Origin of the sequence: Pseudomonas sp. NPDC098740 (genome assembly GCF_044760065.1) — a bacterium.
GTDB classification, from domain to species: domain Bacteria; phylum Pseudomonadota; class Gammaproteobacteria; order Pseudomonadales; family Pseudomonadaceae; genus Aquipseudomonas; species Aquipseudomonas rossensis.
The window spans coordinates 1-19,886 of the sequence record NZ_JBIWAM010000029.1 but is presented as its reverse complement, the minus strand read 5'-3'; the positions used below and the strand labels follow the sequence as shown (position 1 = coordinate 19,886).

The window sequence follows — 19,886 nt, the reverse complement described above, 5'->3', positions numbered from 1 at the left end:
ACCTCCAGTTTTGCTCTTGTTGTGTCGGAGCTTGAGTCCAGTCGCACCCTTATGAGGCGTTGTTGACCCGTGTTGGCTTTTTTTGGGGTCAACCGACGTAAGACCTGCGCTATGAGTCTAGTAGGAGAAAATCCACATCATGGACAACTCACTTCTCACCAATCGGCCGAACGGGCTGTAGCCCTTTCACGTTCGCGAAGCCCGTAGCGGCCACTGGCGAACATCCATCACCGGATTCTTTGCTATCCCATCGCCAGCAGTACACTGATAGTGTTACCGCAAGGCGCGAGATGGGTTGCACCGTTTTCCCATAGCAAAGCCCGTACCAGACCGCTCGCCGAAGCGATTGCGCGACAGGTCAATAGCAAAACTTGTAGCCTTGCGACATCTTCTTAACTGATCAACCAGGCGCGCACTCAGATCTCGCACCCAATGAGAGCGCCTGCACAATATTGGAGCAACCATGACCGAGCCCTTGATTCTTCAACCCGTCAAGCCCGCAGACGCCTGCGTTATCTGGCTGCACGGCCTGGGCGCCGATCGCTACGACTTCTTGCCGGTGGCCGAGGCGTTGCAGGAAACCCTGCTGACCACCCGCTTCGTTCTCCCTCAGGCACCGACCTGCGCCGTGACCATCAACGGTGGTTACGAAATGCCGAGCTGGTACGACATATTGGCCATGAGCCCGGCTCGCGCGATCAACCGCGAGCAGCTGGAAGCGTCCGCGCAAAGGGTCTTTGAATTGATCCAAGAGCAGCACGCCGGCGGAATAGACGCATCGCGGATTTTCCTCGCAGGTTTTTCCCAGGGTGGTGCCGTGGTGTTGCACACCGCTTTTCTGAAATGGCAGGGGCCGTTGGGTGGCGTACTTGCCCTCTCTACTTATGCGCCGACCTTCAGCGATGAACTGGAGCTTTCAGCCAGCCAGCAGCGCATTCCGGTGCTGTCTTTACACGGCCAGTATGATGACGTCGTTCAAAACTCCATGGGCCGGACCGCCTACGAGTATTTAAAGCAGCTTGGTGTCACCGTGACATGGCAGGAATACCCAATGGGCCACGAAGTGTTACCCGAGGAAATTCGCGATATCGGCGTCTGGCTCGCCGAGCGCTTGCGTTAACCACGTATGTAAAAACAGCCCATTGATCCATCCCACTACGCCGCGCCCGATTCTTGCATTACACTGGCCGGCGTATATTCCTTAACCAATTGATGAGATGACCGTGCTCAAAGCACTCAAGAAAATGTTCGGTAAAAGCGAGACTGAGCAGCTCGCGCCAGTCTCCAACGCTCCGTCTCACCATCCCAGCCACCGCACCGACGGTAATCAGTCTGGCCGGACCGCAGCCGTAGCGGTACCGAAGCACGAGCCGATGACCACACCGGCCGTCCAACCCGTTGAGGCTCAAGCCTCTGAAGAACCGCGCAGCGAAGCTGCGAAACCTGCCAGACCGCGTCGCGAACCCAAGCCAAAAGCGCCGGTTATCCCTTGGAAACTCGAAGACTTCGCCGTCGACCCCCAGGAAGGCAAAACCCGTTTTCACGATTTCAAACTCGCCCCCGAACTGATGCACGCCATCCAGGACCTGGGCTTCCCGTATTGCACGCCGATTCAGGCACAGGTGCTTGGCTTCACCCTGGCCGGCAAAGACGCCATTGGCCGCGCCCAGACTGGCACCGGCAAAACCGCAGCGTTCCTGATTTCGATCATCACTCAGTTGCTGGAAACCCCACCGCCGAAAGAGCGTTATATGGGCGAGCCGCGGGCGCTGATCATTGCACCGACCCGTGAACTGGTGGTGCAGATTGCCAAGGACGCAGCCGACCTGACCAAATATACCGGCCTCAACGTCATGACGTTTGTCGGCGGCATGGACTTCGACAAGCAGCTCAAGCACCTCGAAGCCCGTCATTGCGACATCCTCGTGGCCACCCCGGGCCGTCTGCTGGACTTCAACCAGCGCGGTGACGTGCACCTGGACATGGTCGAAGTCATGGTGCTGGACGAAGCCGACCGGATGCTCGACATGGGTTTCATCCCACAAGTGCGTCAGATCATTCGCCAGACTCCGCCGAAGGACGAGCGTCAGACGCTGCTGTTCTCCGCGACCTTCACCGAAGACGTGATGAACCTGGCCAAGCAATGGACCACCGACCCGTCGATCGTCGAGATCGAGTCGCAGAACGTGGCCAGCGAAAACGTCGAGCAACACATCTACGCCGTCGCCGGTGCCGACAAATACAAACTGCTCTACAACCTGGTCAACGACAACGGTTGGGAGCGGGTGATGGTGTTTGCCAACCGCAAGGATGAAGTGCGGCGCATCGAAGAACGCCTGGTGCGTGACGGCGTCAACGCCGCGCAGCTGTCCGGCGACGTGCCGCAGCACAAGCGCATCAAGACCCTGGAAGGTTTCCGCGAAGGCAAGATCCGCGTACTGGTCGCCACCGATGTTGCCGGTCGCGGCATCCACATCGACGGCATCAGCCACGTGATCAACTTCACCCTGCCGGAAGTCCCGGACGATTATGTGCACCGCATCGGCCGTACCGGTCGTGCCGGCGCCGATGGTGTGTCCATCAGTTTTGCCGGTGAAGATGATTCCTACCAGCTACCGTCCATCGAGGCGCTGCTAGGTCGCAAGATCAGCTGCGAAACGCCACCGACGCATCTGCTGCGGGCGGTTGAGCGCAAGCGCCCGTAACGCGGGACGCACTAAAAGAGGCGCAGCCGGAAACGGACTGCGCTTTTTTTTCGTCCGGCTTTTTTTCAACAGGAGCTTGCTCGCGATAACTAAAAGTCCATAATGGACAAATTAGTTTACTTCCAGCTCCCGGAGCCGACCATGTCCAGTACGCCTTACGTGATCACCCAACCTCAGGCCAGCGAGTTGCTGGCGCAGGTCGACGTGCCGCAGATCCTGCGCAAACTGTTCCGCGACCTGGCCGCCGGGCAAGCTGTGCAACCGTCGCAGCAGCTAGTGGAGTTTCCACAGGGCGCTGGCGACTTCATCAACTATCTGGGCGTACTGGCCGAAGACGGCGTTTACGGGGTCAAGACCTCGCCGTACATCGTGCGTGAACAAGGCCCGCTGGTGACCGCCTGGACGCTGCTGATGTCGATGCGGACCGGCCAGCCGTTGCTGCTCTGCGATGCCGGTGAACTGACCACGGCACGCACCGCTGCAACAACCGCAGTGGCGGTCGACGCCCTCGCCCCGCTGAAGGCCCGACGCCTGGCGATCATCGGCAGCGGCAAGGTCGCCCAGGCGCACTTGCACTACGCCAAAGGTCTGCGCGACTGGCAGAGCATCAGCCTCTACTCGCCGAGCCTGAGCGACAAGAATCCCGAAGTATTGGCACAGATCCAAAGTCTCGATCCTCGGCTGACCATCGTCGACAGTCGTGAAGCAGCGGTTCAAGACGCCGATGTGATCATGCTCTGCACCTCGTCCGCAGGTCCGGTGATCGACCCTTCAAGCTTGAGCAAACCGGCGCTGATCACCTCCATCAGCACCAACGCACCACGTGCCCACGAGGTGCCGCCGCAGAGCCTCAATGACATGCAAGTGTTCTGCGACTATCGTCTGACCACCCCGGGCTCGGCCGGCGAGATGCTGATTGCCGGTGAACAACATGGCTGGGACAAAAACGCGATCATCGGCGACCTGCCCGATCTGCTCAGCGAAAAAGTCCAGCGCCCCGACTACGACCGTCATGTGTTCTTCCGCTCTATCGGTCTGGGCCTGGAAGATATCGCACTGGCCAATGCCATCTACCGCCTACAGCACTAACACCACAAACCCAAGGGATCACTACAATTTCGGCATTTGCGCCCATCAGGAGACGTTCATGAGCCAGGCAGATTTCATCATCATCGGCGGCGGGATTGCCGGTGCTTCCACCGGTTTCTGGTTGTCGCAGCACGCCCGAGTGATCGTGCTCGAACGCGAGTCCCATCCGGCTTACCACTCCACCGGACGTTCAGCTGCACTGTTCACCGCCGCATACGGCACACCGCAGGTTCGGGCGCTGACCCAAGCCAGCCGCGACTTCTTCGACGCGCCGCCGGCCGGTTTCTGCGAACACCCGCTGCTGACCCCGCGTGGCGAGATGACCGTGGACTTCACCGGTGACCCGGACGAGCTGAACAATCAATACCTGAGCGCCAAAGCCACGGTGCCGGAGATGCAGCGGCTCAGCGCCGACGAGGCCTGCGTGCGCCTGCCGATTCTGCGTCGGGAAAAAGTCCATGGCGCAATTTATGACCCGACCGCCAGCGACATCGACACCGATGCCTTGCACCAGGGTTACCTGCGCGGTATCCGACGCAACAAGGGCGAAGTTCATACCGACAGCGAAGTCCTGAGCCTGACCCGTGACGCCGAAGGTGTATGGCAAGTACACACCAACGGTCAGACCTTCAGCGCCCCGATCATCATCAACGCGGCAGGCGCCTGGGCCGACAAAATCGGTGAGCTGGCCGGTGCCAAACCACTGGGCCTGCAACCCAAGCGGCGCGCGGCGTTCATCTTCGCCGGCCCCGAGGGCGTGGACATCCACCATTGGCCAATGCTGGTCAGCCTCGACGAATCCTTCTACATGAAGCCCGACGCGGGGATGTTTCTCGGCTCGCCAGCCAACGCCGACCCGGTAGAACCGCACGACGTGCAGCCCGAAGAGCTGGACATCGCGATGGGCATCTACCAGATCGAAGAAGCCACCACCCTGACCATCCGCCGTCCGACCCGCACCTGGGCCGGCTTGCGCAGTTTCGTGAGCGACGGTGATTTGCTGTCCGGTTTCGATCCGCAGGTGCCGGGGTTATTCTGGGTAGCGGCACAAGGCGGTTATGGCATCCAGACCTCGCCGGCCATGGGCCAGGCCAGCGCTGCACTGGTGCGCGGTGAAGCCTTGCCTGAGCAACTGACTCGCTTCGGTCTGAACACCGAGATGCTCTCCCCCGCGCGGCTGGGCTGACGTTCAGACTCAGGTGACGTGTCGACACGATTGCGGCAAACTTCCAGCGCCCCTTTTTGACGGGGCGCTGATGCTGTCTGGAGCTCCACTTTATGAACGCCCAAGAACAAGAACCGGTCGGTGATGACTCTGCATTGAAGAGCTCGCCGCTGGATAACTTCCGCGCGATCGCCGATGCCATCGCCACGTTGTTCTTTCCTCACGCCGAGGTGGTGCTGCACGACCTGCGTACCCAGAAGGTCGACTACATCGCCAACAACTTGTCCAAACGGGAAATTGGTGACGACTCGGCGCTGGAGGACATGCTCAGCGAAGAGATCAGCGAACGAAACATCGGGCCGTACGAAAAGCTCAATTGGGATGGTCAGAAGATTCGCAGCCTGAGCAGCGTGCTGCGCGACAGCGAAGGTCATCCGCTGGCGGTGCTGTGCATTAATCTGAATATTTCGTTGTTCGAAAATGCCAAAGCCGCACTGGATCTGTTCCTGTCGCCGAGCAAGTTGATTCCGCAACCGGACTCGCTGTTTCGCGATGACTGGCAGGAGCGCATCAACACCTTCCTCCACGCCTGGCTGCGCGAACGTCAGCTGAGCCTGAACCTGCTGACCCGTGACCATAAGCGCGAACTGGTGCTGGCACTGCACGCCGAAGGCGCCTTCAAAGGTAAAAGCGCCTCCAACTATGTAGCGAACGTGCTGAACATGGGGCGGGCGACGGTGTACAAACACTTGAAGGAAGTGAAGGGCTGAGCTCCCTCGCCGCAGACCACCCGGCGTTAGCGTTACTCCAACGACGAAGCCGGTCCGAAGAATTCGTAACGGCTTTGCTTCTCCGGCACACCCAGCGCTTTGAGGTGACGTTTGACCGCCGCCATGAAGCCTTTAGGCCCGAGGAAGTACGCGTCCAGATCACGCTGTTGCGGCAACCACTCGCCCAGTTGTTCCTGGCTCAACCGGCCAACCTTGTGCGCCGACGGGCTCACGCCATCATCTTCGTCGTAGCAATAGAAGCGCTTGAGTTGCGGATGACGTTCGGCCAAGCCATCGATCCAGTCGCGGAAAGCATGAACGCTACCGTTGCGTGCGCAGTGGATAAAGTGCACCGGCCGCTCGGTCGCCAGCGCCGCTTCAAGCATCGCCAACGTCGGAGTGATCCCGACGCCGCCGCTGATCAGCACCAATGGTTTGTCGCTTTCGGTCAGGGTGAATTCGCCCGATGGCGGGAACAGCTGGATGCTGGAGCCCACATGCAGTTGATCGTGCAAATGGTTGGAGGCGCGGCCACCGGTTTCACGTTTAACGCTGATCCGGTACTGGCCTTTGTTCGCCAAGGCCGACAGCGAATAGTTACGACGAATCTCTTCGCCATCGAGGATCAGTTTCATGCCGATGTACTGGCCTGGCTCTGCCGCCAGAATCGGGCCTTTGTCGGCCGGTTCGAAGTAGAACGAGATGATTTCCGCACTCTCCTCGACCTTGGCCACCACGATGAATTCCCGCGCTCCGCGCCAGCCGCCCGGTGCCTGTTCCTTTTGGTCGTAGATGCTGGTTTCGGCGCCGATCAGGATGTCGGCCAGTTGACCGTAAGCAGCCCCCCAGGCGGCCATCACTTCAGGTGTGGCGATCTCGTCGCCCAGCACTTCGGAGATGGCTCGCAGCAGGCAGGCGCCGACAATCGGGTAGTGTTCCGGGAGGATTTGCAGGGCCACGTGCTTGTTGATGATCTTTGCCACCAGGTCGCCCAACTGGTCGAGCTGGTCGATGTGCCGCGCATACATCAAGACGCCATGCGCCAGGGCGCGCGGCTGATCACCGCTGGCTTGGTGAGCCTGGTTGAACAGCGGGCGAACTTCCGGGTACTCGGACAGCATCATGCGGTAGAAATGAGTGATCAATGCTTCGCCACCGCTTTCCAGCAAGGGCACGGTGGATTTGACGATTGCACGGTCTTGAACGCTAAGCATAAGGCGACTCCTGATCTACTTGGATTGCTAACTGACTGTCTTGTACTTATCAGTTTCCGTGCCAGAAAATAAAACCTTATAAATCAATTAGTTAAGTTCTTTATAGTCATATCGACACACACTGACTTATAGTCATGCCGACTACATGGAGTCACTATGACTGCAAAAGCCTTGCTCACCACCCTGCTGCCACTGGTCTCCGACCTCTCCCGCGAACTCCCCGAAGGCGAACGCTATCGGCGCTTGCTCGAAGCCATGCGCGCCTTGCTCCCGTGCGACGCTGCCGCCCTGCTGCGACTTGATGGCGAATGGCTGGTGCCACTGGCCGTCGACGGGCTGAGTACCGACACTCTCGGCCGACGCTTCAAAGTCAGCGAACACCCGCGTTTCGAAGCGCTGCTCAGCAGCCACGGCCCGACCCGTTTCGCCGCCGACAGCGTATTGCCCGACCCTTACGACGGCCTGGTCGATGGCCTCGATGATCATCTGGAAGTCCACGACTGCATGGGTTGCCCGCTGTTTATCGACGAGCGTCCATGGGGTTTACTGACCCTCGACGCACTCGATCCGGAGCGCTTCGAACCGATCGAGCTGGACGCCCTGGAAGCCTTCGCCAGCCTCGCCGCCGCCACGGTCAACGCCGCCGAGCGCATCGAACGCCTGGCCACTCGTGTCGAAGACGAACATCAGCGTGCCGAGGTTTACCGACAAGCCAGCGGCCAGCAGAACCGCGAGATGATTGGCCAGAGCAAGGCCCACAAACGGCTGGTGGAAGAAATCAATCTGGTGGGCGGCAGCGATCTTACCGTGCTGATCACCGGCGAAACCGGGGTCGGCAAGGAACTGGTCGCCCAAGCCATCCACGCCGCATCGCCCCGGGCCGACAAGCCGATCATCAGCCTCAACTGCGCCGCGCTGCCGGACACGCTGGTGGAGAGCGAATTGTTCGGCCACGTCCGCGGCGCCTTCACCGGCGCGATGAACGATCGGCGCGGCAAGTTTGAACTGGCCAATGGCGGCACGCTGTTTCTCGATGAGGTCGGTGAGCTGTCCCTGACCGTCCAGGCCAAATTGCTGCGAGTCCTGCAAAGTGGTCAGCTGCAGCGATTGGGGTCGGATAAAGAACACCAGGTGGACGTGCGTCTGATCGCCGCGACTAACCGCGACCTGGCCGAGGAAGTGCGCAGTGGCCGCTACCGTGCCGACTTCTATCACCGCCTGAGCGTTTATCCGTTGCTGGTGCCAGCACTGCGTGATCGTGGGCGGGATGTGCTGCTGCTCAGCGGCTACTTCCTGGAGCAAAACCGCTCTCGCATGGGCCTCAACAGCCTGCGCCTGAACAGCGATGCGCAGGCTGCATTGCTGGCGTACGCATGGCCGGGCAATGTGCGGGAGCTGGAGCACTTGATTGGCCGCAGTGCCTTGAAAGCACTGGGTAACTGCAAGGAGCGGCCGAAGATTCTCAGCTTGAGCGCGGCGGATCTGGATTTGCCCAATGGCAGCGTTGAGCTTGCAACCGAGCCAGCCCCAATCAGCCCTGCTGCTTTGGTCTCGGGAGACTTGCGGGTGGCGACCGAGGATTATCAGCGTCGACTGATCAACGCCTGTCTGGAACGGCACCATAACAATTGGGCGAGTGCGGCGCGTGAGCTAGGCTTGGATCGGGCGAATCTTGGAAGAATGGCCAAACGCCTGGGCATGAAATAACCCGATCTCCTGTAGCAGCTGCCGAAGGCTGCGTCCGAGGACGAAGTCCTCGCCAAACGATTCACCGTGTTGTATCTGATGCACCGGGGACAGGGTTTACGACTGCTACGCAGCCGAACGCAGCCTTCGGCAGCTGCTACTTAGGATCGCGTTGGTCGGCAATACCGGGGAATAACCCTAAAGCCTGCCCGCAACAAGTCGATAACCCGGCATCGATAGCTGTTGGCGATCCTCGCGGTCGCCCATCACCTTTTTCCACAGAAGGTTTTTATGTCTTCAAACAAAGCCCGCGCAGACTCACTTTCGCTTCTGCTGTTTACCTTGCGCAGCGGCAAGCTGATGGCGATCAACCTGCTGAAAGTCAGTGAAATCATTCCCTGTCCACCGCTGACCAAACTGCCGGAGTCGCATCCCCACGTCAAAGGCATCGCCACCCTGCGCGGTGCCTCGTTGTCGGTGATCGACCTCAGCCGTGCCATCGGCGAACGACCGCTGGAAGACCCGAACGGTGGCTGCCTGATCGTCACCGATGTCAGCCGCTCCAAGCAGGGGTTGCACGTTCAGGCGGTGAGCAAGATCGTCCACTGCCTGACCACCGACATCCGTCCGCCGCCCTTTGGCTCTGGCGGCGTGCGCTCGTACATCACTGGCGTGACCTCGGTCGACGGCACGTTGGTACAGGTGCTGGACATCGAAAAAGTGATCCATGGCATCGCCCCGGCGCAGATCGAAACGGCCCCGACCGAACTGAGCATGGAGGACGCCGAAGTACTCGGCAACGCGCGGATTCTGGTGGTCGATGACAGCCAGGTGGCGTTGCAGCAATCGGTTCACACCTTGCGCAACCTCGGCCTGCAATGCCACACCGCGCGCAGTGCCAAGGAAGCCATCGACTGCCTGCTGGACCTGCAAGGCACGGCCCAGCAGATCAACCTGATCGTCTCGGACATCGAAATGTCGGAGATGGACGGTTACGCATTTACCCGAACCCTGCGCGAAACCCCGGACTTCTCGCACCTCTATGTGCTGCTGCACACCTCTCTGGACAGCGCGATGAACAGCGAAAAGGCCCGTCTTGCCGGCGCGAACGCGGTGTTGACCAAGTTCTCCTCGCCAGAACTGACCAAGTGCCTGATCGAAGCGGCCAAGGCTGTCGCTGAACAAGGTCATTGAGTCTTGGCCGAGGACTTCTGCTTTCTGATGCGGCGCAACCTTGCTGAAGGTGTGCCTGCGATCGCTTGGCCTCAGGAAATCGTCCTCAGCGAATACCGCCCCGATCTGGCAGACGCCGTTCATCGTTTGATGGAACTGGGCTATCAGGACGGTGGCGGTCGCGTGCCGGCCCTGGACGTCTGGCAGCAGCGATTTGAAACCGATCCGGAATACGACCCGACCCTGTGCTTCATCGCTCTGGATGCCGAAGGTATTGTGGGTGTTTGCCAGTGCTGGACAAGTGCCTACATCAAAAACCTGGTAGTGCATCCACGAGCTCAGGGGCAAGGATTAGGACGTGCGTTGCTGCTACATGCTTTCAAGATATTTCAGCAACGACGCGAAGGTTTTGTGGATTTGAAGGTGCTGGAAGACAACCTTCGGGCGCAGCGTTTGTATGAAAACGCCGGAATGCGCGTGGTCCGCCGGGAACCGGTTCCGGCCTGACATACTCAGACCTTGGTCAATACCCACCCACGGATGCCAGAACATGAAAGCCTCAACCCTGACCCTCCTCTGCCTCACCGCTCTCGCCTCCCAGGCCCACGCCTCCAGCCCCGACGCCTGGGCCGCCTACGACAAAGCCGTGCTCGCCAGTTGCACCAAGGCCAGCGGCCTGAAGAATGCCAAACCCGTGGGCAATGCCGCGCAGTTCAATGACCGGGTTGGCTACACCGCACTTCTGTTGCAAGGCCAATACCCGCAAAAACACATGAAAGGCCAGCAAGGCACCGAACTGTGTCTGTACAACAAGAAAAGCAAAACCGCTTACGTCACCGAATGGGACTCCATCCGCCCAACCGCCAAGGCGCAGTGACTGGCGCATAACTTGCTTCGACAGCGGCCTTTGCGGCGGCATTCTGTCGCCGTTTCATATCCTTTTATGCGACTGGCCGTTCAATGAATACGACGTTTTCCTGCGTAGGCTGTGGCAAATGCTGCAACGACCACCACGTGCCCCTGACCCTGCCCGAAGCCCGGATGTGGGCGGCCGATGGCGGTCAGGTGATCGTGCTGGTGGAAGGTTTCCTGGGCAATGGCCTGGGCCTGCCCATGCAGCAACGCGAACACGCCGAACGCCGTTCGGTGAGTGTTCGAAGCGGCGCATCCGAGGCGTACATAGCCATCACCTTTGCCGCCTACAACGTCGGTCCTTGCCGGAATCTTGACGAAGACAACCTCTGCCGCATCTACGAACGCCGACCGTTGGTGTGCCGCATCTACCCGATGGAAATCAATCCGCACATCCCCCTGAACATTGCCGTGAAGGAATGTCCTCCCGAGTCGTGGGAAACGGGACCGGATCTGATTGTCGGTGGTGAATTGGTGGATCAGGAACTGGTCGGATTAATCCAGCGCTCCCGTCAGGCGGATCGCGATGACATTCGGACCAAGGATGCGATTTGCGCGTTGTTGGGGATTCGGACTACAGCACTGAAGGGCGATGGCTTTACTGCTTATTTGCCGGACATGACCGCGTTTGCGAGGGTCATCGATCAGGTTGCGGCGCAGCCATTGGCTGAGTCAGGCGCTGACTGGTTGTTTCATGTGTCGGGCGAGGACATCGCCGGGCAAGTGCAGGCGGCCGGGGCGCACGTGGCGACTGATGCTCCTGAGAATTACGCGTTCATTTCGTTGCGGCCAGCCTAAGACGCATGACTTCGGAACCACTGCGCAATCCCGTTGCGCAGTGGCTCGTCGTCAAAAGAATTAGCTGGCCGTCACCGCCAGACATTCCACTTCTACCCGCGCGTTCTCGACCAACTTGCCGGCAAACGTCGTACGTGCGGGCAAACGATCCGCCGGAAAGAAACTGCGATACACAGCATTCATGGCGGAAAAATCCCTTATGTCGGCAAGGATGACCGTGCATTTGGCCACTTGAGCCAGGGACGAACCGCTGCGTTGCAGCGCGGTACGCAAGTTCTCCATGACCTGGGTCGTCTGCGGGCCGATGCCGCCCTTCACCAGTTCACCATCAGCCCCTAGGCCGAGCACCCCGGAAAGGTAAATGGTCTCGCCGATCTGCACCGCATCGGAGAATGCCAGACCTTCCTCATTCGGAAAGTAGCGCGGTGATTCCGGTGCTGCGGGTGGCAAATAACGCTGGGTAATCGCCTGGTACTGGCCATTTTGCTTAAGACGCTCAAGCGCCGCATTCAGGTTATCGCGCAGCAGGGTGTCGGTTTTTCGCACAGCCATGGCCACGCCACTGCCCAGCATGGAGTCCTTGAGAGGGGCACCGGCAAACTCGAAAGCTTGCCCTTGGGGCAGACTTAATAACGCTTGGGTAATTTCAATCGAGTCTTGCAGGGTTGCATCGATATCACCCGCCAACAGGCTGGCGACCAAATGGTTGTTGAAATTGAAACTGCGCACCGTCACCCCGGCCGCCGCCCAGCGAGCCTTGGCGAAAGCCTCGCGACTTGTGCCCGCAAGGACGCCGACACGCTTGCCCTTGAGTGATTGCGCATCCGGCTGCAGATTCGAGCCCACGCGAGCCACCAGACGGTTACTCAAGGGATACAGGTTTTCGGTGAAATCAACCCGCTCGCGACGCGCAGAGGTGGCGGTCATCGGCATGATCACGTCGAAACGGTTGACTTCAAGGGCATGAATATTGGTGGCGTAATCCTGGTCGACCCAGACACAGCGGGATTTGAGTTCGGCACACAGCGCGTTGCCCAACTCGATGTTTAATCCGACCAGCTCACCCTTGTCATTACGGCTCTCGAACGGCGGAACCAGCGCTTCGACGCCGAAACGGATCTGTGGATCGGGCGCAGACGACATGCAGCCAGTGGTCAGGGCCACCAGCGACAGTAGAGAGAGGGTTTTTACCAGAGTCATTTCGGCGGCCTTCATCAAGAATTCACGGGTATGAATCTTCGACGAGCGGCCACCTTTTCCCCAGAGGACGAATCGCTCATCCTTGTGGGAACTGTCTCAAAAACAGGAGAAACAATTACCGGTCAACAAAACGCCTGACAGTCAGCGTTTACCCATTGAGCGACGAGTGCCGGGAGGCGCGGCGCCGGGGGTCTTGGTATGGCCGTTTTTGGCGCCATTCTTGTACCAGGGCTGACTGGCGTTCTTCGCTGCGGCCAGGTCGCCCGGCTTGAACGGGAACTTGAACGCCGGGATCTCGGCTTTGGTTTCGCTGTCTGCGCTGGAGTCGACGCTGTCTGGCAGGTCTGCCTGGTCGTCGCTCAAAGCGTCGGCAACCGGCGGTTGTGTCGGGGAAGTCATGAAAGCTCCGGGTGATGCAATAGAGTCGGGCCCGGTCAGCGAGCCGCGAAAGGCGGCAGTATACCTGTGTCGGAAGCAGCAAGCTTCAAGCCGCAAGCGAGTCCGTCGGGTTTTGTGTCTTGGTCGGTGAGGGTCAAGACGGTATCTACAGGGGATCGGCGTCGACCCGCAGAGGTCCAAACTGACAGCGCCGTCAGTTAGCAGTCACCTTCCTGACGGGCGAACAGGTTTATAAAGGAAGGTATCAACCTGAAAAAAATCCGACCATCCAGCTCCGGCGCCCCACTCGCATGCGAATTCAGAAAAAACCCGCCCTGCTCGCAGCCCTTCTGATCGTTCTGGCAGCGCTGGGCCTGTGGTACGCCATCAAGCCCGCTACCACCACACTGACCGCGCCCTCTGCTATCCCCGTTCGGGTAGTGAACGTCGTCGAAAAAGATGTCCTCCGCTACGTCAGCGGCATCGGCTCGGTGCTGTCGCTGCACAGCGTGGTAGTGCGTCCGCAAATCGACGGCATCCTCACCAAAATCCTGGTCAAGGAAGGCCAACCGGTGAACAAAGGCGACCTGTTGGCCACCATCGATGACCGCTCGATCCGCGCCAGTCTCGATCAGGCACGAGCGCAATTGGGCGAAAGTCAGGCGCAATTGCAAGTCGCGCTCGTCAACCTCAAGCGTTACAAGTTATTGAGCGTGGACGACGGCGTTTCCAAACAGACTTATGACCAGCAACAGGCGTTGGTCAACCAACTCAAAGCCACCGCCCAAGGTAACCAGGCCTCGATCGACGCCGCTCAGGTGCAGCTCTCCTACACACAGATTCGCTCCCCGGTGACCGGTCGCGTCGGTATTCGCACAGTGGATGAAGGCAACTTCCTGCGCATGACCGACGCTCAAGGCCTGTTCACGGTGACCCAGATCGACCCGATCGCCGTGGAGTTCTCCCTGCCACAGCAAATGCTGCCGACCCTGCAGGGTCTGATCGGCGACCCACAACGTGCAAAAGTGAAGGCCTACATCGGCGCCGACACTGACGGCGAAACCGGCAACCTGCTCGGCGAAGGTCATTTGACCCTGATCGACAACCAGATCAACGCCAACACCGGGACCATTCGCGCCAAAGCTGAATTCAACAACCCCGGGCAGAAACTCTGGCCGGGTCTGCTGGTGACGGTAAAAATTCAGACAGCGCTGGATAAAGATGCGCTGGTGGTGCCGCCCACCGTCGTACAACGCGGTCTCGATCAACATTTCGTGTACCGGGTCAACGGCGACAAGGTCGAAACCGTCACCGTACAAATGGTCTATCAAGGCAGCGGCCAGGACATCATCAAAGGCGTTAAACCGGGCGACGTGCTGGTCAGCGACGGCCAGTCGCGGCTCAAGCCCGGCTCGACGGTGCACGTAGTGACTGACCCGCCGCAAGTGGTCCAATCGGAGCCGAAACCATGAAGGGCCATGGCTCGGTCTCTGCCTGGTGCATCGACCATCCGGTGGCGACGATCCTGCTGACTTTTGCACTGGTGCTGCTCGGTGTTATCGCCTTCCCGCGCCTGCCCATCGCGCCGTTGCCGGAAGCAGAATTTCCGACCATTCAGGTGGCCGCGCAATTACCCGGTGCCAGCCCGGAGACCATGGCGTCGTCGGTGGCCACGCCGCTTGAAGTGCAATTCAGCGCCATCCCCGGCGTGACCCAGATGACCTCGAGCAGCGCACTGGGCTCGACCATCCTGACCCTGCAATTCACTCTCGACAAAAGCATCGACACCGCCGCTCAGGAAGTGCAGGCCGCGATCAACACCGCCGCCGGCAAACTGCCCAAAGACATGCCGACCCTGCCGACCTGGAGGAAGGTCAACCCGGCCGACAGCCCGGTACTGATCCTCAGCGTCAACTCGACCCAGATGCCCGGCACCGAACTCAGCGACTTGGTGGAAACCCTGCTCGCCCGTCAGATCAGTCAGATCGACGGTGTAGGCCAAATCAACATCACCGGCCAGCAACGTCCGGCGATCCGCGTACAGGCCTCGGCGGACAAGCTCGCGGCCATCGGCCTGACGCTGGCGGACATTCGTCTGGCGATCCAGAACACCAGCCTCAACCTGGCCAAAGGTGCGTTGTACGGTGAGTCGAGCATTTCGACGCTGTCGACCAACGACCAGTTGTTCCATCCTGAGGAATACAGCCAACTCATCGTTTCCTACAAGGACGGTGCCCCGGTTCACCTCAAGGATGTGGCCAAAGTCGTCAACGGTTCGGAAGATGCCTACATCCAGGCCTGGGCTGACGGTCAGCCGGGGGTGAACCTAGTGATTTTCCGGCAACCGGGGGCCAACATCGTCGAGACCGTCGACCGTATTCAAGCGGCCCTGCCGACGCTGGAGGCCATGCTGCCGGCCTCGGTGCAGGTCAAGGTGTTGATCGACCGCACCCAGACTATCCGCGCTTCGCTGCATGAGGTGGAAGTCACCCTGCTGATCGCGATCATGCTGGTGGTGGCGGTGATGGCGCTGTTCCTGCGGCAGTTGTCAGCGACCCTGATCGTGGCGTCGGTGCTCGGTGTGTCCCTGATCGCCAGTTTCGCCCTGATGTACATCATGGGTTTCAGCCTGAACAACCTGACGCTGGTGGCGATCGTGGTGGCCGTGGGGTTTGTGGTCGACGATGCGATTGTGGTGGTAGAGAACATTCACCGTCACCTTGAGGCTGGCGACGGCATGCGCGAGGCGGCGATCAAAGGTGCCGGCGAGATTGGTTTCACCGTGGTCTCCATCAGCTTTTCGCTGGTGGCGGCGTTTATTCCGTTGCTCTTCATGGGCGGCGTGGTCGGGCGGCTGTTCAAGGAATTCGCCCTGACCGCCACTTCGACGATCATGATTTCGGTGGTGGTCTCACTGACCTTGGCGCCAACGCTTGCCGCGCTGTTCATGCGCGCGCCGGTGCATCACGCCCACAGCAAACCTACGTTTGGCGAACGCTTGCTGACAGGCTATGAAAAACTTCTACGCCGCGCCCTAGCCCACCAGAAGCTGATGATCGGGGTGTTCTGCCTGTCTCTGGGCCTGGCGATTGCCGGTTACATCTTTATCCCCAAGGGCTTCTTCCCGGTGCAGGACACCGGTTTCGTCCTCGGCACCACCGAAGCGGCCGCCGATATTTCCTACGGCGACATGGTGAAAAAACACCTGGCGATGGCCGAAATCGTCGCCGCAGATCCGGCGGTCGCGGCGTTTTCCCACTCGGTCGGCGTCTCCGGCAGCAACCAGACCATCGCCAACGGTCGCTTCTGGATCTCCCTGAAAAAGCGCGGCGACCGCGACGTCTCCGCCAGCCAGTTCATTGACCGGATTCGTCCGCAACTGATGAAAGTCCCGGGCATCGTGCTGTACCTGCGCGCCGGGCAGGACATCAACCTCAGCTCCGGCCCGAGCCGCGCGCAGTACCAATACGTGCTCAAGAGCAACGACGGCGCGACCCTCAGCACCTGGACCCAGCGCCTGACGGAAAAACTGCGCGCCAACCCGGCGTTCAGCGACATTTCCAACGACCTGCAACTGGGCGGCAGCATCACCCACATCAGCATCGACCGCAGCGCCGCCGCGCGTTTCGGCCTGACCGCCAGCGATGTCGATGAAGCGCTGTACGACGCCTTCGGCCAGCGGCAGATCAATGAATTCCAGACTCAGATCAACCAGTACAACGTGATTCTGGAACTGGACACCAAGCAGCGCGGCAAGGCTGAAAGCCTCAACTATTTCTACCTGCGCTCGCCGCTGAGCGGGGAAATGGTGCCGCTGTCAGCGCTGGCGAAATTCGATGCGCCGACCGTGGGCCCGCTGTCCATCGCCCATGACGGCATGTTCCCCGCCGCCAACCTATCGTTCAACCTCGCGCCCGGTGTGGCACTGGGCGATGCGGTGATCATGCTCAACCAGGCCAAGGCCGAAATCGGCATGCCGGCCGCCATGAGCGGCAACTTCCAGGGCGCGGCCCAGGCGTTCCAGAGTTCGCTGGCCAGTCAGCCATGGTTGATCCTGGCGGCGTTGGTGGCGGTGTACATCATTCTCGGCGTGCTTTACGAGAGCTTCGTCCATCCGCTGACCATCATCTCGACGCTGCCGTCGGCAGGACTCGGCGCGGTGATCATGCTGTGGATTTGCGGCCAGGACTTTTCGATCATGGCGCTGATCGGGCTGGTGTTGCTGATCGGGATCGTGAAGAAGAACGGCATCCTGATGATCGACTTCGCCCTCGAAGCGCAGCGCAAGGGCGGGCTGTCGCCGGAAGAAGCGATCTACCAGGCCTGTATCACACGATTCCGGCCAATCATCATGACCACCCTCGCCGCCCTGCTCGGCGCGTTGCCGCTGATGCTCGGCTACGGCACCGGCGCCGAACTGCGCCAGCCCTTGGGGATCGCGGTGGTCGGCGGCTTGCTGGTGAGCCAGGCGCTGACGTTGTTCACCACTCCGGTCATATACTTGTGGCTTGAACGGCTGTTCCATCAGCCCAAACCCGCACCGATGCCGGTGCTGACGACCACAGACTGAGGCGGGGTCATGCGCGTTCTGATTATCGAAGACGAGGAAAAAACCGCGGATTATCTGCACCGCGGCCTGACGGAACAGGGTTACACCGTGGACCTGGCGCGCGATGGCGTCGAAGGCCTGCACCTGGCGCTGGAAAGCGACTACGCGGTGATCGTCCTCGACGTCATGCTGCCGGGCCTCGACGGCTTCGGCGTACTGCGCGCATTACGTGCGCGCAAGCAAACCCCGGTGATCATGCTCACCGCCCGCGAGCGTGTGGAAGACCGGATCAAAGGCCTGCGCGACGGTGCCGACGATTACCTTGGCAAACCGTTTTCCTTCCTCGAACTGGTGGCGCGCCTGCAAGCGCTGACCCGTCGCAGCGGCGGTCACGAACCGGTGCAGGTGAGCATCGCCGACCTGTGGATAGATTTGATCAGCCGCAAGGCCACCCGCGCCGGCACGCGCCTGGACCTGACCGCCAAGGAGTTCTCGCTGCTGAGCGTACTGGCGCGGCGGCAAGGGGAAATTCTGTCGAAAACCGCCATCGCCGAAATGGTCTGGGACATCAATTTCGACAGCGATGCCAACGTCGTCGAAGTCGCGATCAAACGCTTGCGAGCGAAGCTCGACGGGCCGTTCGACGAGAAACTGCTGCACACGATTCGTGGCATGGGTTATGTGCTGGAGAGCCGTGGTGTCCAGTAATTCTATTGCGCTGCGCCTGAGCGGGATGTTCACGCTGGTGGCGCTGCTGGTGTTTCTGTTGATCGGCTGGGCGCTGTACCAGCAGGTCGATAAAGGTTTGGGTTTGTTGCCGGAAGCTGAGCTGGACGCGCGCTACAGCGTGCTCGAATCCACCGTCGGCCGTTACGGCACGCCCGAGCATTGGGTGAAGATCAACAACAAGCTCAAGCTGCTCGGCGAGGAAGACAAACGCATCAGTTTCTGGATCATCAGCGGTGATCCGCACTACGAATACGGCAACCTGACGCCGCAGATCCGCGCCTTTGCCGAAGGGCCGCTGGGCATGCGCGACTTGAATCTGCCGGACCAGCCTTATCCGCTGAAAGTGCTGGTCAGCCAGTTCCCGGCCAAGGATCAGCGCCCGCCGTTACGCTTCATGATCGGCATCGACACCGAGACGTTTCTGCAGACTCAACATCATCTGCTGATTGCCCTAATCAGCCTGGCGATCATCGGCGTGTTGCTGGCGTCGGCCCTCGGTTATTGGGTGGCGCGGATCGGCCTCAAACCGCTGATCAAGTTGTCCCAGGAAGCCCAGCGGCTGGCGCCGCCGTTGTTGTCCGGTCGTCTGCAATTGTCGCCGCTACCGCCGGAACTGAATCAGTTCGTCAATTCATTTAACTCAACACTGGAGCGGGTCGAACAGGCTTACTCGCGCCTTGAGTCGTTCAACGCGGACGTGGCCCATGAACTGCGCTCGCCCCTCACCAACCTGATCGGCCAGACCCAAGTTGCGCTGACTCGCGGGCGATCCGCCGAACACTATTTTGAAGTGCTGCAATCGAACCTTGAAGAGCTTGAGCGACTGCGCTCGATCATCAATGACATGCTGTTTCTCGCCAGCGCAGACCAGGGCAGCAAAGCCACCAAACTGACCTCTACGTCGCTGGCTGACGAAGTGGCGACGACGTTGGAGTATCTGGATTTCATTCTTGAAGACGCGCAGGTTCAGGTGCAGGTCAGTGGTGATGCCCAGGTGCGGATCGAGATCGCTCATCTACGCCGGGCATTGATTAATCTGCTAAGCAATGCGGTGCAACACACCGAACCTGGCCAGGTGATTGAGGTGCGGATCGAGGTTGAGGAGCATCAGGTGAGCATCGGGGTTGCGAACCCTGGATCGCCGATTGCCAGCGAGCATTTACCGCGGTTGTTTGAGCGTTTTTATCGGGTCGATGCGTCGCGCAGCAACAGTGGGAATAACCATGGCTTGGGGTTGGCGATCGTCAAGGCAATTGCGTTGATGCATGGGGGGGATGTGTTTGTGCGCAGTGATCATGGGATGAATACGTTCGGCATCCATCTCCCCGTTTAACCCCAACGCGATGCCCGGACTGCACCCGGTCCTGTAATTGGATGGACTCGCCCAAGCCGAGGCGTCAATGCGCCACGGTGGCAGTCTAAACAGCCAACGACAGCGAGGGCGAGTCCATGAAAAAGCATACTTCGATTGATCAATCCCTGTCTTCTTCCGATTTGTCGGCCTGCACAACTGTGGCG

The 19,886-nt window shown here is 59.9% G+C and carries 17 protein-coding genes; 14 read left to right on the top strand and 3 right to left on the bottom strand.

Translation table 11 applies throughout. The annotated features are described in order from the left end of the window. Window positions 1–463: 463 nt before the first annotated feature. From ACIQU2_RS25290 to ACIQU2_RS25270, 5 genes are all read left to right on the top strand, one after another. The gene (locus tag ACIQU2_RS25290; protein WP_347803203.1) at window positions 464–1,120 is read left to right on the top strand and encodes an alpha/beta hydrolase; all 657 of its coding nucleotides are present in this window, start codon (window positions 464–466) and stop codon (window positions 1,118–1,120) included. Between the two features lie 97 nt (window positions 1,121–1,217). Next, on the top strand, window positions 1,218–2,705 hold the full coding sequence (rhlB, locus tag ACIQU2_RS25285; protein ID WP_403144770.1) for an ATP-dependent RNA helicase RhlB: 1,488 nt from the start codon (window positions 1,218–1,220) through the stop codon (window positions 2,703–2,705). A 141-nt stretch (window positions 2,706–2,846) separates the two neighbouring features. Then, window positions 2,847–3,794, top strand: a complete 948-nt coding sequence (locus tag ACIQU2_RS25280; RefSeq protein WP_403144768.1) for an ornithine cyclodeaminase family protein — start codon at window positions 2,847–2,849, stop codon at window positions 3,792–3,794. Window positions 3,795–3,852: 58 nt separating this feature from the next. Further along, a complete protein-coding gene (locus ACIQU2_RS25275) occupies window positions 3,853–4,980 on the top strand; it encodes an NAD(P)/FAD-dependent oxidoreductase (protein WP_403144766.1) in 1,128 nt (375 codons plus the stop codon). A gap of 92 nt (window positions 4,981–5,072) precedes the next feature. Further along, window positions 5,073–5,729, top strand: a complete 657-nt coding sequence (locus ACIQU2_RS25270; protein ID WP_403144764.1) for a transcriptional regulator — start codon at window positions 5,073–5,075, stop codon at window positions 5,727–5,729. A gap of 32 nt (window positions 5,730–5,761) precedes the next feature. On the opposite strand, the gene hmpA is transcribed toward ACIQU2_RS25270, so the two are convergent. Continuing rightward, window positions 5,762–6,943, bottom strand: coding sequence for an NO-inducible flavohemoprotein (gene hmpA / locus ACIQU2_RS25265; RefSeq protein ID WP_403144761.1), 1,182 nt, complete (start codon window positions 6,941–6,943; stop codon window positions 5,762–5,764). 156 nt (window positions 6,944–7,099) lie between these two features. On the opposite strand from hmpA, the gene norR reads away from it, so the two are divergent. The 5 genes from norR (at window position 7,100) to ACIQU2_RS25240 (ending at window position 11,512) form a co-directional block, all read left to right on the top strand. Next, a complete protein-coding gene (norR, locus tag ACIQU2_RS25260) occupies window positions 7,100–8,650 on the top strand; it encodes a nitric oxide reductase transcriptional regulator NorR (RefSeq protein ID WP_403144760.1) in 1,551 nt (516 codons plus the stop codon). 270 nt (window positions 8,651–8,920) lie between these two features. After that, on the top strand, window positions 8,921–9,823 hold the full coding sequence (locus ACIQU2_RS25255) for a chemotaxis protein CheV (protein ID WP_008147551.1): 903 nt from the start codon (window positions 8,921–8,923) through the stop codon (window positions 9,821–9,823). Window positions 9,824–9,850: 27 nt separating this feature from the next. Beyond that, window positions 9,851–10,309: an N-acetyltransferase gene (locus ACIQU2_RS25250; protein ID WP_347803196.1), complete on the top strand. Its 459-nt coding sequence runs from the start codon at window positions 9,851–9,853 to the stop codon at window positions 10,307–10,309. A gap of 43 nt (window positions 10,310–10,352) precedes the next feature. Next, window positions 10,353–10,679 (top strand): hypothetical protein, encoded by a 327-nt coding sequence (locus ACIQU2_RS25245; RefSeq protein WP_403144755.1) that lies wholly within the window; start codon window positions 10,353–10,355, stop codon window positions 10,677–10,679. Window positions 10,680–10,762: 83 nt separating this feature from the next. Further along, window positions 10,763–11,512, top strand: a complete 750-nt coding sequence (locus ACIQU2_RS25240) for a YkgJ family cysteine cluster protein (RefSeq protein ID WP_403144753.1) — start codon at window positions 10,763–10,765, stop codon at window positions 11,510–11,512. A gap of 60 nt (window positions 11,513–11,572) precedes the next feature. On the opposite strand, the gene ACIQU2_RS25235 is transcribed toward ACIQU2_RS25240, so the two are convergent. Both ACIQU2_RS25235 and ACIQU2_RS25230 read right to left on the bottom strand, forming a co-directional pair. Further along, on the bottom strand, window positions 11,573–12,712 hold the full coding sequence (locus ACIQU2_RS25235; protein WP_403144750.1) for a transporter substrate-binding domain-containing protein: 1,140 nt from the start codon (window positions 12,710–12,712) through the stop codon (window positions 11,573–11,575). 141 nt (window positions 12,713–12,853) lie between these two features. Beyond that, complete coding sequence (locus ACIQU2_RS25230; protein WP_008147542.1) at window positions 12,854–13,111, bottom strand: hypothetical protein; 258 nt, start codon at window positions 13,109–13,111, stop codon at window positions 12,854–12,856. 290 nt (window positions 13,112–13,401) lie between these two features. On the opposite strand from ACIQU2_RS25230, the gene ACIQU2_RS25225 reads away from it, so the two are divergent. The 4 genes from ACIQU2_RS25225 to ACIQU2_RS25210 are packed head-to-tail and all read left to right on the top strand — an operon-like array spanning window position 13,402 to window position 19,701. Beyond that, window positions 13,402–14,562: an efflux RND transporter periplasmic adaptor subunit gene (locus ACIQU2_RS25225; RefSeq protein ID WP_403144747.1), complete on the top strand. Its 1,161-nt coding sequence runs from the start codon at window positions 13,402–13,404 to the stop codon at window positions 14,560–14,562. After that, window positions 14,559–17,660, top strand: a complete 3,102-nt coding sequence (locus tag ACIQU2_RS25220) for a multidrug efflux RND transporter permease subunit (RefSeq protein ID WP_403144744.1) — start codon at window positions 14,559–14,561, stop codon at window positions 17,658–17,660. The genes ACIQU2_RS25225 and ACIQU2_RS25220 overlap by 4 nt, the downstream gene beginning before the upstream one ends. A 9-nt stretch (window positions 17,661–17,669) precedes the next feature. Further along, window positions 17,670–18,347, top strand: coding sequence for a heavy metal response regulator transcription factor (locus ACIQU2_RS25215; RefSeq protein WP_007916978.1), 678 nt, complete (start codon window positions 17,670–17,672; stop codon window positions 18,345–18,347). After that, entirely contained in the window at window positions 18,337–19,701 is a 1,365-nt protein-coding gene (locus ACIQU2_RS25210; RefSeq protein WP_403144741.1) for a heavy metal sensor histidine kinase, read from the top strand. The genes ACIQU2_RS25215 and ACIQU2_RS25210 overlap by 11 nt, the downstream gene beginning before the upstream one ends. Window positions 19,702–19,886 lie beyond the last annotated feature (185 nt).